This window comes from Bacillus haimaensis, assembly GCF_048270625.1.
In the GTDB taxonomy this organism is placed as follows: Bacteria; Bacillota; Bacilli; order Bacillales; family Bacillaceae_I; genus Sutcliffiella_A; species Sutcliffiella_A haimaensis.
Genome location: NZ_CP158164.1, coordinates 1,396,143 through 1,409,633 on the forward strand (window position 1 = coordinate 1,396,143; position 13,491 = coordinate 1,409,633).

The 13,491-nt window shown below is 43.3% G+C and carries 15 protein-coding genes; 14 read left to right on the top strand and 1 reads right to left on the bottom strand.

Annotated features, from left to right (window positions below; all coding sequences use genetic code 11):
• The first annotated feature begins 8 nt into the window (after positions 1–8).
• The 13 genes from hisC to ABN702_RS07125 all read left to right on the top strand — a co-directional run bounded on the left by hisC (position 9) and on the right by ABN702_RS07125 (position 12,051).
• Positions 9–1,103 (top strand): histidinol-phosphate transaminase, encoded by a 1,095-nt coding sequence (gene hisC / locus ABN702_RS07065; RefSeq protein ID WP_417900017.1) that lies wholly within the window; start codon positions 9–11, stop codon positions 1,101–1,103.
• Between the two features lie 56 nt (positions 1,104–1,159).
• The gene (locus tag ABN702_RS07070; RefSeq protein WP_417900018.1) at positions 1,160–2,269 is read left to right on the top strand and encodes a prephenate dehydrogenase; all 1,110 of its coding nucleotides are present in this window, start codon (positions 1,160–1,162) and stop codon (positions 2,267–2,269) included.
• 23 nt (positions 2,270–2,292) lie between these two features.
• Positions 2,293–3,579, top strand: a complete 1,287-nt coding sequence (gene aroA, locus ABN702_RS07075) for a 3-phosphoshikimate 1-carboxyvinyltransferase (RefSeq protein ID WP_417900019.1) — start codon at positions 2,293–2,295, stop codon at positions 3,577–3,579.
• 446 nt (positions 3,580–4,025) lie between these two features.
• On the top strand, positions 4,026–4,928 hold the full coding sequence (locus ABN702_RS07080; RefSeq protein ID WP_417900020.1) for a hypothetical protein: 903 nt from the start codon (positions 4,026–4,028) through the stop codon (positions 4,926–4,928).
• Between the two features lie 47 nt (positions 4,929–4,975).
• Complete coding sequence (locus ABN702_RS07085) at positions 4,976–6,235, top strand: tetratricopeptide repeat protein (protein WP_417900021.1); 1,260 nt, start codon at positions 4,976–4,978, stop codon at positions 6,233–6,235.
• A gap of 32 nt (positions 6,236–6,267) precedes the next feature.
• Positions 6,268–6,804, top strand: coding sequence for a ReoY family proteolytic degradation factor (locus ABN702_RS07090; RefSeq protein ID WP_417900022.1), 537 nt, complete (start codon positions 6,268–6,270; stop codon positions 6,802–6,804).
• 129 nt (positions 6,805–6,933) lie between these two features.
• Entirely contained in the window at positions 6,934–7,389 is a 456-nt protein-coding gene (locus tag ABN702_RS07095; protein WP_417900023.1) for a YpiF family protein, read from the top strand.
• A gap of 224 nt (positions 7,390–7,613) precedes the next feature.
• Complete coding sequence (locus ABN702_RS07100; protein WP_417900024.1) at positions 7,614–8,123, top strand: Rieske 2Fe-2S domain-containing protein; 510 nt, start codon at positions 7,614–7,616, stop codon at positions 8,121–8,123.
• 3 nt (positions 8,124–8,126) lie between these two features.
• Complete coding sequence (gene qcrB, locus ABN702_RS07105) at positions 8,127–8,801, top strand: menaquinol-cytochrome c reductase cytochrome b subunit (RefSeq protein WP_078380200.1); 675 nt, start codon at positions 8,127–8,129, stop codon at positions 8,799–8,801.
• A gap of 36 nt (positions 8,802–8,837) precedes the next feature.
• Positions 8,838–9,629 carry a c-type cytochrome gene (locus ABN702_RS07110; protein WP_417900025.1) on the top strand — a complete coding sequence of 264 codons (792 nt, stop codon included), beginning with the start codon at positions 8,838–8,840 and terminating at the stop codon, positions 9,627–9,629.
• Positions 9,630–9,740: 111 nt separating this feature from the next.
• Entirely contained in the window at positions 9,741–10,337 is a 597-nt protein-coding gene (locus tag ABN702_RS07115; protein ID WP_417900026.1) for a DUF1405 domain-containing protein, read from the top strand.
• Between the two features lie 60 nt (positions 10,338–10,397).
• Positions 10,398–11,195 (top strand): sporulation protein YpjB, encoded by a 798-nt coding sequence (ypjB, locus tag ABN702_RS07120; RefSeq protein ID WP_417900027.1) that lies wholly within the window; start codon positions 10,398–10,400, stop codon positions 11,193–11,195.
• A 181-nt stretch (positions 11,196–11,376) separates the two neighbouring features.
• Positions 11,377–12,051: a zinc metallopeptidase gene (locus ABN702_RS07125; protein ID WP_386638757.1), complete on the top strand. Its 675-nt coding sequence runs from the start codon at positions 11,377–11,379 to the stop codon at positions 12,049–12,051.
• Between the two features lie 80 nt (positions 12,052–12,131).
• Here ABN702_RS07125 and ABN702_RS07130 read toward each other — a convergent pair whose 3' ends face one another.
• On the bottom strand, positions 12,132–13,007 hold the full coding sequence (locus ABN702_RS07130; protein WP_386638754.1) for a YitT family protein: 876 nt from the start codon (positions 13,005–13,007) through the stop codon (positions 12,132–12,134).
• A gap of 130 nt (positions 13,008–13,137) precedes the next feature.
• Here ABN702_RS07130 and ABN702_RS07135 point away from each other — a divergent pair, with 130 nt between their 5' ends.
• Positions 13,138–13,491, top strand: coding sequence for a nucleotide pyrophosphohydrolase (locus tag ABN702_RS07135; RefSeq protein WP_417900028.1), 354 nt, complete (start codon positions 13,138–13,140; stop codon positions 13,489–13,491).

The window sequence follows — 13,491 nt, forward strand, 5'->3', positions numbered from 1 at the left end:
TGTAAGAGATGGACATAAAAAAACAACTACTATCTTTGACCCCTTATCAGCCAGGCAAGCCGATGGATGAAGTGAAAAGGGAATTGGGCTTGGACAAAATTGTGAAGCTTGCATCAAATGAGAACCCCTTTGGCTGCTCGACCCATGTAAAAGAAGCGATAATGAATCAGTTAGGCAAAGCAGCCACCTATCCGGACGGGTATGCGCGTCAATTGAGAGAAACGCTTGCAGCCCATTTATCGGTCGCAGAGGAAGAGTTGATTTTCGGCAATGGGTCGGATGAAGTGATCCAAATCATAAGCCGTGCCCTCTTGGACAGTGGAAAGAACACCGTGATGGCGACCCCGACCTTTCCTCAGTATAAGCATAATGCCGTCATTGAGGGTGCCGAAGTCAGGGAAGTAGTCATCAAGGATGGCCATCACCAATTGGAGGACATGCTGAAGCAGATTGATGAAAATACTGCCATTGTATGGCTTTGCAGTCCGAACAATCCGACAGGAACTTATATTAATGAAGAAAGATTGCTTTCTTTCATTGAAAAAGTGCCGAGTACCTGCCTGATTGTAATCGATGAAGCCTATAAGGAATACGTGACAGCACAGGATTACCCAGAAACATTGAAGCTCCTGAAAGAATATCCAAACCTGCTGGTAACCCGGACATTTTCCAAAGCATATGGACTTGCGAGTTTCAGGATTGGGTATGGAGTGGCAAATAAAGAGCTCATCAAACTGCTCGAGCCTGCAAGGGAGCCTTTTAACACGAACTCCATGGCACAGGTCGCTGCCACTGCCGGAATACAGGATCAAATATTCATTAAGAATTGTGTAGAAAAAAACAAACAGGGCTTGGAGCAGTTCTATTCTTTCTGTAGGGAGATGCAGTTAGCGTACTATCCCTCAGAAGGAAACTTCATTCTCATCGATTTTGAAGCGGATTCGGATGTGCTTTTCCATTATCTGCTCACCAAAGGCTATATTGTTCGATCCGGTAATGCATTGGGCTATCCAGGCTGCCTGAGAATCACCATCGGAACAGAAGAGCAGAACAAGGAAATCATTTCTCATTTAAAAGAATACAAACTGAAACAAGCCATCTAATAGAGAGGAATCTTCCTCTCTATTCTCATATATTAAGGCATCAGGCGGTGAAGGAAATGGAAGGTAATGTGTTAATTATTGGACTGGGACTGATTGGCGGTTCCATTGCACTTGCTTTAAAAAAGGAACATCCGCAGGCAACATTGATCGGATATGACTTGAATGAGCAGCAGGCAAAACTGGCAAAATCATTGAAGGTAGTGGATGACTATTGTGACATCTATGAAGAGGCGGCACTGGATGCCGATTTTATTTTGATTTCGGTACCGGTCATGCAGGCAAGCAAGATACTGGAGAGATTAAGCTGCTTGGATTTCAGGAAGCAGGTATTGATCTCCGATGTAGGCAGTACAAAAGGGAAGATTGTGCAGCATGGAGCGGAGCTTTTTGCACAAAAAAATGTTACATTTATAGGTGGACACCCAATGGCAGGTTCCCATAAAAGCGGAGTCATTGCGGCCAAGGCCCACCTTTTTGAAAATGCATTTTATGTGCTCACACCGACCGATCTTGAGGAAGATGCAAAGCAGGTGGAAATCTTAAAGAGTTGGCTCAAGGGAACTAAGGCCAATTTTGTAACGATGAGCGCGGCTGAACATGATCTGGTCGCGGGGGTTGTCAGTCATTTCCCTCACATCGTGGCGGCAGGGTTGGTTCACCAGGCGGAAGAGCTGCAGCAAAAGAGTCCGTTTGTATCACGATTGGCTGCAGGTGGATTCCGTGATATTACCCGGATCGCCTCGAGCAATCCGGCGATGTGGAAGGATATACTCATACATAACAAAGAAACCCTGCTTCAGCTCATCGACATCTGGCAAGAGCAGATGAAAGCGGTAAGACTGGATTTGGAAGAAGGCAAGGAAGACAAACTGTTTGACTATTTCCAGAAAGCGAAGGAATTTCGGGATGGGCTTCCTGTAAAAGCGAAAGGAGCCATTCCATCCTTCTATGATTTGTATGTGGATGTTCCTGATTATCCTGGTGTCATTTCCGAGATAACCGGCTATCTTGCCACAGAACAGATCAGTATCACCAACATACGGATCATGGAAACAAGGGAAGAGATTTATGGCGTTCTGAGACTTAGCTTCCAAACAGAAGAGGATAGACAGAGTGCAACGGAATGCCTAGGAAAATATACAAATTATGAAACCTATATTGTGTAATACAGACAAGGAGTGTATGCTACATGAAGAAATTGACCAGAACTGCCTCCGGTCTTAACGGAAGCATTGATATTCCAGGGGATAAATCCATTTCGCACCGTTCTGTCATGTTCGGTTCATTGGCAAAAGGTAAAACAACTGTGGAGAATTTCCTTCCCGGAGAAGATTGCCTCAGTACCATCAGCTGTTTTCGCAAGCTGGGAGTAGAAATTGAACAAAAAGAGTCGTCCGTTACGATACATGGTAATGGCATGGGTAGCCTAAAGGAGCCTTCTGAGGTTTTGGACGTAGGAAACTCAGGAACTACAGCAAGACTGATGATGGGAATCCTTTCGGGTCTACCATTACATACCGTGTTGATAGGGGATGCTTCTATTGCGAAGCGTCCAATGAAACGGGTTACTGGTCCCCTTCGTGATATGGGAGCAAGCATTCAAGGAAACCAGGATGGCAACTTTACTCCGATCTCCATTCAAGGTGGAAACCTGAAGGGCCTGAACTATGTGTCGCCTGTAGCAAGCGCGCAGGTAAAATCGGCTATCCTGTTGGCAGGTCTTCAGGCGACAGGAAGGACAACGGTGGAAGAACCATTCAAATCAAGGGACCACACAGAGAGAATGCTGAAGGCGTTCGGTGTGGAACTTGAAGTGGATGGCTGCAGAGTGGCGCTGGAAGGAAAGCAGGAGCTGAAATCAGATCTGCATATTGTGGTCCCAGGTGATATTTCTTCGGCTGCATTTTTCCTTGTAGCAGGAGCCATTGTACCAAACAGCAGAATTACGTTGAAAAGAGTGGGGCTGAATCCGACTAGAACAGGGATCCTCGACGTCCTGAAATCTATGGGGGCCTCTTTGACCTATTCTGAAGTAACGGAGGATGGACCGGAACCTTATGCAGACATAACAGTGGAGACCTCAGCATTAAAAGAAGTGGAAATCTCCGGTGATATCATCCCTCGACTGATTGATGAAATTCCGATCATTGCTCTGATGGCTACTCAAGCTTCAGGTACGACGGTAATCAAGGATGCAGAAGAACTGAAGGTGAAGGAAACAAACAGGATCGATACCGTTGTGAACGAGCTGAAGAAGCTTGGAGCGGACATCACGGCAACCGAAGATGGCATGATCATCAAGGGTGGTGCCAAGCTGACAGGTGCTGTACTAGACAGCTATGGAGACCATCGTATCGGCATGATGGGAGCAATTGCCAGCCTGATAGCAGAAGGGGAGACGGTTCTTGAAAATGAAGAAGCAATCAATGTCTCCTATCCAAGCTTTTTTGCACATTTGAACCAGTTGCAGAGGTAGTAGTGGGGGGGGGGTTAGTTTAACCAGTAACCACGGGGAGAGTTGCGATTGTGGTCGGTTGAGATGGATGAGCTAGAAGATGGAATGGTGGTCTCAAAGCGCCCGGTTGAGACCACGAAAACCGTAAAACGGTGAAATGGTGGTCTCAAAGTGCCCGGTTGAGACCACGAAAACTGGAAAACGGTGAAATGGTGGTCTCAAAGCACCCGGTTGAGACCACGAAAACCGTAAAAAGGTAGAAAGGTGGTCTCAAAAAGCCCGGTTGATACCACGAAATCCATAAAAAGGTGAACTAGTGGCCACGAAACCCTTGGTTGAGACCACTAGTTCCCAAATTAGGAACTTTGCCGGACTCGTCTACCCCACTCCCTTTTTTATTCCGATTACTCATAATTCCATTCATCCATTCATAGCTTGTCTTAAGACGAAAAAATTAGGGTGATGCTATGGAATATATTATTGATCATGCAAACATTGTAAAAAGTAATTCCTCTTTTAAAACCGCCTCTCTGCTTGTTAAGAACAACAGCATACGATTAATGAAAGAATCCATCCTTTCCACACGATTGAAGAGAATGAACTTCTCCACCTATGTGATGACGCCTGGCCATGTGATGATTGTAGACGAACTTCCGTCCATGAGTTTTCAGGAATTCAAATCATATATGATCGACCACTATCTGAATCGGGGCTGTACAACCCTGCTTTCTGTTTTTACCATCCAACATGAGAGGGAATTTGCAGAAAAGCTTAAACTGGCTAAATCCTATCTGTTAAACAGTCCCATTGATTATTATTTTGCTATCAGAGTGCCGATTGCCAAGCTTACCCCTTCTTTGATCCGTCTCTGTAAGCGGCATAGACTGCCCGCTGTTTTCCTGGAAATCTCCGATGAGGGATCCCTTCGCAATGTAGCATGGGGATGGATGAAAGAGGCACTATACCAATTTCCCATCGCCTTCATCCCATGTTTAAGAAAGGTGCCAGCCACCAGTAAACAAATCAAAAAAACATGGAAAGCTATCATGAACGAAGAGAGGCTGCCGCATTTAATAGAATGCCCCGAGTCCGGAAAAGTATTGGAAAAAGAGCTGCTGATGAAGCTTGGGATCTATCCGAATAAAGGGGATTTAAGAGTCGGCGGCGAATTAAACTATAACTTATTTGTGTACCCTGAAGACCGAATTATTGAAACAATAGAAGATCTGGATTATGATAGTCATATTCCAGAAATTACGGTTCATCGCGGCATCATCCTGAGGGCTGGGGAGTCTATCTCCTTTCGACCGGGTTTCGGGAATGAATGCACGGTCACGGTACCAGGACACTTTATGGAAGGGCGCAGATGAGCAAGGCTCCATTCATGCGCGTTTCTAATTAGAAGGGAAGTTGTAGTTTGTCATACCAAGTTATCGAAAAGGCATTAACACTTATAGACAATGGGGAAGTAGAAAAAGGGATCACACTACTCCAGGAAAATCAGTCCACCTTTAATGAAGATGATCTGTTCCATACAGCTCAGATCTTCCAGCAGCTCGGAATGCTAGAAGAGGCGAAGGAGCTGTTGAGCGGACTGTTATATCATCACCCCAATGAGTCCGACCTGATTCTTTCCCTGGCTGAGGTGCTTATCGACCTCGATGAAGAAGACGAGGCAATGGCTCTCCTTGAAAACGTCGATGAAGAAGAGAATGCTTACCTGCAAGCACTATTGCTGCTGGCTGATCTCTATCAGGCACAAGGATTGTTTGAAGTGAGTGAGAACAAGCTCATCCAGGCAAAAAGGCTTGCACCGAAGGAACCAATAATTGATCTGGCATTAGCGGAAATCTATTTGTCTCAAGGGGATTACAAGAAAGCGATTCCTTATTACGAAGCGGTACTTCCATTTAAGGCGGATCTTGATTTTGACCTTGAGGAAAGATTGGCAGAATGCTATAGCGCGACCGGACAGTTCGAAGAGGCAATGCCATATTTCGACGAAGCGCTGAAAAAAGAGTTGAAAATTGATGTTTTATTTCAATACGGATTTACCGCCCTTCATGCAGGATTCTCCAAGACGGCTGTCGAAAAGTTAAATCAGGTAAAAGAATTAGATTATGAATATTCCTCTCTATATCTGCACCTGGCAAAAGCTTATGAGCAGGAGGGTCTCTTAGAAGACAGCCTGCGTGTAGCCAATGAAGGTCTGGCGGTCAATGAATATAATAAGGAATTGCAAGTATATGCCGCAAAGGTGGCATTAAAGCAGAATAATAGTACCGAAGCGATACGATTATTAAGGGATGCAATCGCGATCGACCCAGGTTATTTGGAAGCTGCGATAACCTTGACGAAAATCTACATTCAAGATGAGCAATACGAAGAAGTGATCGATTGTCTTCAGGAATTGATCAGGTTTGGTGAAACGGACCCTCAGTTTGACTGGGATCTTGCTGTAGCATATCAGAAATTAGAAAAATATTCTGATGCATTAAACCATTACCGTCAAGCATATACTTCTTTTAAAGATGACCCCGACTTCCTTTATGACTACGGATTCTTTTTGTTGGAGGAAGGGAAGAGAGAAGAAGCGAAGCCATTGATTAAAAAGTTGATTCAACACGACCCGACCAATTTGGAACTTCAGGATGTATACAAAAATCTAGAAGAATAATGATTATTCTACGCAGAGGAGGGACGATAGTTGTGGCTACCCCTGTATCTGTCAACGAGAAGAAGGACTTTATAAGGTGGTTCTTAGGTAACTATCAGTTAAAAAGACGAGAATGTGTTTGGATCCTGAATTATTTGATGAGTCATGATCAGTTAATGAAAAAAGTTCACTTTGTCGAGCAAGCTCAGTATTGTCCTAGAGGTATCATCATGTCGACTCATTGTGTAGAAGAAGTACCGTTTCGGTTCTATAAGGAAAATGTCATGACAACCGATGCCGAAAAATCGTTTCATGATATCCGCCTGAACAGGGAAGAGGACATCTATATTCAACTGAATTTCCGCTCTGTCTATCACTCTCCCCAGTACGCTGCAGTGCTGGAGGAAAATCCTTATATGCCCAAGTCGTCCAAATCAAATGAAAAAGATCGTATAGTTGCAGAGCAATTTCTTCAGGAATGCATCACCACCTTCCAAAAAGAAAAGCTGCTGACTTTAATAGACGATGCCTTAGATCGCCAGGATGAGGTTGCCTTTCAGAGCCTTACCGAGCGGTTAAGAAAATTATAGAACCACCCACAATAAAACCCTGCCCACCTCGGCAGGGTTTTATTATTTGACCTTCCAAATTATAAAACTTATATTAGGAAGGGACCTGCTTATGGGAAAATACCTTTAATAAGAAATGAGATGATAGACATGAAATGGACAAGTAAGGATATGTCCCAATATGTGCAATCTAAAGAGTATATCGATACAGCCGTCATACCACTCATCCCGATAACCTTTGAGGATGAAATCAAAACGATGGCCTCGCATGGAGAATACATAACTATACTCAGTCATGAATTGGAAAGGCAATTTAAAGGAAGAGTAATATTATTGCCATCCTACTCCTATCTTCATAAAAATTCAATGGAAACCAAAGTGGAGCAATTAAACGACTTTGTTGCCCACATCAAGAGCGATATGAAGCACGTTTTTCTTCTAACTTCAGATAGTGTATGGAGCCAGAAAGAACAAGAGCTGGAAGGAAAGCTTGTTTGGCTCCCTGCTATCCCGCTTGAAGACATGGAAGAGAAATATAAGCAAAAAATCATTCAGGATCAAATGAACCAACTCCTGCCGATGTTCATCCAGAAATGGCAGCAGTAAGGGGAACACCTAAAAAAAATCTATTTACAATAGTAAAAAAGTATTCCTTTAGTATGAAGTTCCAATAGATGTATAAAATAAGTCACAAGGTTGCCATTATTTCAATCAAGGAGATTATTGACCTTGGGCGAAGATTGATATATCATGAGAATGTCCTAGTTTTCTATGTGTTATAACCTACTGTCCGTTTGGACTTAGTTTTTTCTATAGAGGGGGGAAAAACAATGAGTGAAAAAAACCATCGTGTGTCTAGACGTCAATTTTTAAACTATACCCTTACTGGTGTAGGCGGATTCATGGCTGCAGGTATGCTAATGCCAATGGTTCGTTTTGCAATTGACCCGGTTTTAAAAACTGGTACAGGTCAAGATATGGTAGCTGTCTGTGAAGAAAGCGAATTAACCAATGAGCCACAAAGCTTCAACTTCAAAATTGAACAGGTTGATGCGTGGTATGAATCCGAAGAACCAAGAACGGCTTGGATCTACAAGGATGGAAGCGGCAATATTGTTGCTTTATCTCCAGTATGTAAGCATCTTGGCTGTACAGTAAACTGGGCATCCGACCCGGCGAATCCGAACAGATTCTTCTGTCCATGTCATTACGGCTTATACGAAAAAGACGGTACAAACGTGCCTAATACACCGCCACTTGCTCCACTAGATGTGTACGAGCATGAAGTGAAGGATGGAACAGTGTATCTAGGTAGAGCGAAACCTAAAGGGGAGGCGTAATAATTGTTAAATAAGATTTATGATTGGGTTGACGAACGATTAGATATTACGCCGATGTGGCGGGATATTGCAGATCATGAAGTTCCTGAACACGTAAACCCTGCTCATCATTTCTCTGCATTTGTTTACTGTTTCGGTGGATTGACATTCTTCGTTACAGTTATTCAAGTTTTATCCGGAATGTTCTTAACAATGTACTATGTTCCAGATATCAAAAATGCTTGGGAATCTGTATATTACTTACAAAATGAAGTGGCGTTCGGTCAAATCGTACGCGGTATGCATCACTGGGGAGCCAGCCTTGTAATTGTAATGATGTTCTTACATACGTTACGTGTTTTCTTCCAAGGTGCATATAAAAAACCACGTGAACTTAACTGGGTAGTAGGAGTATTAATCTTCTTCGTCATGTTAGGTCTTGGTTTTACAGGTTACTTACTGCCTTGGGATATGAAAGCGTTATTCGCAACAAAGGTAGGATTGCAGATTGCAGAGGCAACACCGGTAATTGGTACAGCAGTCAAAACATTGCTTGCTGGTCACCCTGAAATCGTTGGTGCTCAAACATTGACCCGTTTCTTTGCGATTCATGTATTCTTCTTGCCTGCAGCTCTTTTCGGATTGATGGGAGCTCACTTTGTCATGATCCGTAAACAAGGTATTTCAGGTCCACTATAAGATTTATACTTCTAAAAACAAAGGAGGGGAACATGTATGCATAGAGGAAAAGGTATGAAGTTTGTCGGTGACTCTCGTGTCCCTGCAACTCGTAAGCCAAATATTCCGAAGGACTACTCAGAGTTTCCTGGTAAAACGGAAGCGTTTTGGCCAAACTTCCTTCTAAAAGAATGGATGGTAGGAGCGGTATTCCTAATTGCTTTCTTATGCTTGACTGTCGCGCATGAGTCGCCTCTTGAGCGTATAGCAGATCCTACTGATACTGGTTATATTCCATTACCAGACTGGTACTTTTTATTCTTATACGAGCTTTTAAAATATCGTTTTGCAGCTGGTCCATACACTGTAATTGGTGCGATGGTTATGCCAGGTCTTGCATTCGGTGCTCTTTTACTGGCTCCATTCCTAGATCGTGGACCGGAACGTCGTCCAAGCAAACGTCCGATCGCAACTGGACTAATGCTTCTAGGTATCGCGTCCATCTTTTTCCTAACTTGGCAGTCTGTTGATTCTCATGACTGGGAAGCTGCAGCAAAGCAAGGGGAAATAACGGACGAGCTGAACATCGAAATCGATGAAACAGCAGAGGGCTATGTAATCATGCAGGATAACACTTGTCTATCCTGTCACGGGAACAACCTTCAGGGCGGTTCTTTGGGTGCGAACCTGTTAGATAACCCTGATTTTGCTCCTGAAGACTATGTGAAGATTGCTAAGGAAGGTGTAGGAAACATGCCTGGCGGTATCTTCAAAGGTACAGATGAAGAAGCTCAAAAACTTGGTGAATACTTAGTTGAGATGAATAAATTAGCAGCAGAATCAGAATAATTTAACAGCTATTCTAGTTCTTCTACCAACAAAAACTGGCTATTATAGCCAGTTTTTTTGTATACTCAAATTACATAATTCTATTTCTTTCAAACAAAGTGAGGAAAAACGATGTTAAATTGGTTCATCTATCTTTTGAGAACACCATTTATGCTATGGAGTGTACTTATTATCAATGTATTGGGCACGATTTATGGGTATATTTGGTATGGCGTCCAGCTGAAAGAAACTCCGCCCATCTTTTTGATATTTGTGCCTGATAGTCCAACAGCAAGCCTATTTTTTGTCTTTGTTCTTGTTGGTTTTATTTTGAAAAGGAATTTCAAGCTGATGGAAGCACTGGCGATTGTCACCCTTGTGAAATACGGGATATGGGCAGTTGTGATGAATATACTGACTCTGCTGGAAACGGGAAACCTCCCGATAGAAGGATATATGCTCATCGTGTCACATGGCGCAATGGCGGTCCAAGGAATCCTTTACAGCCCCTACTATCGGTTTACAATCTGGCACTTGGTTGTGGCAGGGGTATGGACCTTACATAATGACGTGATAGATTACGTTTTTAAAATGATGCCCTGGTATGGCAGCCTCGTAAAGTATATGCCGCAGATCGGATATTTCACTTTCTGGCTCAGCATTTTCTCCATTGCGATAGCCTACTATTTTTCACTAAGAGACAACCGTCAAAAGTTATCTCTGCAATAAAGTTCTAACCTTGTCCCATTTCTCATAATTATCTACTAGAGAATATGGGAGGGACAAGCGATGATAGGGAAAAGGTTAACAGTCATCTTACTTTTTTTACTACTTATGATACCAACTAATTTAGCTGTAGGCTCCAATGAAAATGTGCAGCCTTTAAAACTGAATATATTGACAGATGACGCGCTTCAGTTGGTGAAAAATGAACGATATGTGGAAGCACATAATTTATTGGATATCTTTTCCGACGAATTTACAAAATTGATGGTGAACAATCCAATGATGCCAATGGATCAGGTTCGAATCATCACCCTTGTTCATGATAAATCGATGGCTGCGCTATCTGATATCAATCTGCCGCAGGAGGAGAAAGTGCGTGCTTTGACCAGGCTCCGATTGGTGGTGGATGCCATGACCTCCGAGCATCAGCCATTGTGGACAGAAATGGAAGACCCGATCATTACAACCTTCAATCAATTGAAGGATTCCATAGAAACTAGGGATAGCCAATCATATCAAACCCTTTATCAGCGCCTTCTTCTGAACTATGACCTGATCCATCCGAGTCTTAGAATGGATGTCAAACCGGAATATATCCAAAAGGTGGATTCACATATAGCCTTTCTTAATGAAAACCGTGAAAGCCTACTTGCAAGTCCGGAAAGTACCGAAGATTTGGCGGTAATTGAAGCAGATCTGAAGTCATTATTCAAAGAGTTGAAAGAGGATGAGACGGATCCTTCCCTAATTTGGGTAATGATTTCAACTGGGAGCATCATCTTCCTTACTTTGTCCTATGTAGGATGGCGGAAATTCAACGCAGATCGGAAAAGGGCGAAGCGGAAGACGGAAAAGCATTGAGGAATTTGTTGTGTCCATACAAATTAATTTAAACAAGGGATGAAGTCACTCAGGCTTCATCCCTTTTCATGTTCTTGCATACGCAATTCCTCAAGAGTGCACGAATAAAATGATGTTTCCTAAAGAATCCTAAAGGGGTATAGCGGAAATACGTACAAGACCAAGAGGAGGTCTCAAGCTTATGGGTCTTTATTTAATTTACTTTGCCATACTTCTGATTGTCCCGCTTTGGGCACAGTCCCGTGTGAAAAGTGCATATAAAAAATATTCGAAGGTTCCATCCTCTTCCGGGCTGACGGGTGCCGAGGTTGCAACAAGAATCCTGCATGATAACGGGATGTACGATGTACAAGTGGAAGAATCGAGAGGCGTTTTGACGGATCATTATGACCCGAGAAGCAAGACTGTCCGATTATCATCACAGAACTACCACGGGACATCCATTGCAGGGGCAGCGATAGCAGCCCATGAAGTAGGGCATGCCATTCAGGATGATCAGGCATATGCTTTTCTGCGTTTCCGCCACTCCTTGGTTCCCATTGCTAGCCTTGGGTCCAATATGTCCTTCTTTATCATTTTTGCCGGATTGATCTTCGGGATAAACAATTTGATTTTGCTTGGAATCATCTTTATGGCAGGTGCAGTACTGTTTCAGCTTGTGACGTTGCCCGTGGAGTTTGATGCTTCGAACCGGGCGATGGATCAGGTAGTCTCATTGGGGATTATCAACAACAGCGAAGAACGGGAAACGAAGAAGGTCCTGAATGCGGCCGCTTTTACGTACGTGGCTGCGGCGGCAGTAGCTGTGGCAGAGCTTGCTCGATTTATTCTTATCTACTTGGGCAACAGGGAATAATGCATATATAGTGGGACAGGGGAACTGCCCCCACCCAAAAAGCTCCGTTGAATATCACATTCAACGGAGCTTTTCCATGATTATCTTTCCAGCGGGTTTTTGTTTTCGTCCAAGGTGAAGCCTTCGCCTAGGACGTCGTGGACATCGCTTACTGCCACGAATGCGTGCGGGTCGACGGAGGTGATGGTGTTCTTGAGCTTTACCAGTTCGTTTTTGGCGACCACACAGTATAGTACGTTTCGTTCTGCTTTGGAATAGGAACCCTTTCCGTGCAGGATTGTGACGCCGCGGTCCATCTCCTGGTTGATTCTCAAGGCGATATCTTCATGCTTGTCGGAAATGATGGTGGCACCCTTCGCTGCGTATGCCCCTTCCTGCATGAAATCGATGACCCGTGCTGCAACAAATACCGCAACAAGCGTATACATCGCTTCCTGATAGCTTAAATAGGTGATCAAGGACAGGATGATGACTATTGCGTCAAACAGAAACATGGTTTTACCCATACTCCATCCGATATACTTATGTCCTAGTCTTGCGATGATGTCCACACCGCCGGTAGTCCCGCCATAGCGGAAAATGATTCCGAGTCCGATCCCGATGAATACCCCAGCAAAAAGTGCCGCAAGGGCCAAGTCATCCTCGAGTGGTGGAAATACCAATGGAACACGCTGGAAGATCCAGAGGAATACGGAAAGACTGATAGTTCCGATCATCGTATAAATGAATGTGTTCCGTCCAAGCAGCTTCCAGCCGATAAAGAATATTGGAATATTCAATAGTAGGTTGGTATAGGATGGATCTAATTCGAAGAGAAAGAATAGCAACAGGGTGATCCCTGTAAATCCACCCTCTGCAAGATTGTTTTGCATGTTAAAGTTGACTAGTCCGAATGCAAAGATGGCCGATCCAAGTAAAATGAAGAAGATATTAGTTAGTTTTATGCCTTTAAACATGGAGTCCTCCAAAAAGCTAGTGAATTTTTGAACTATTTCATTATAATAAACATGTAGATGATAAGTAAATCACTTAATTATTTGTCAAATGATAAGGTTTTAGCTAACATGATAGGATGAGGTGAAAAATTTGACTCAAAAAACAATGAAAGAAATGCAAAAAGAGGTAGACCAATACATATCACAATTTAAAGAGGGGTACTTCAGTCCGCTAGCGATGCTGGCAAGGATGACGGAGGAATTAGGGGAATTATCCCGCGAGGTTAACCATTATTATGGAGAAAAACCGAAAAAAAATACAGAAAAAGAAAATACGATGGAAGAAGAGATGGGAGATGTCCTCTTTGTATTGATCTGTTTTGCCAACAGCTTGAATATAGATCTGCAGGAAGCGCATGACAGGGTGATGCATAAATTTCAGACAAGAGACAAAGACAGATGGACGAGGATAGAACCTGAATTAGACGCAGAGGGAGAAGAGTGA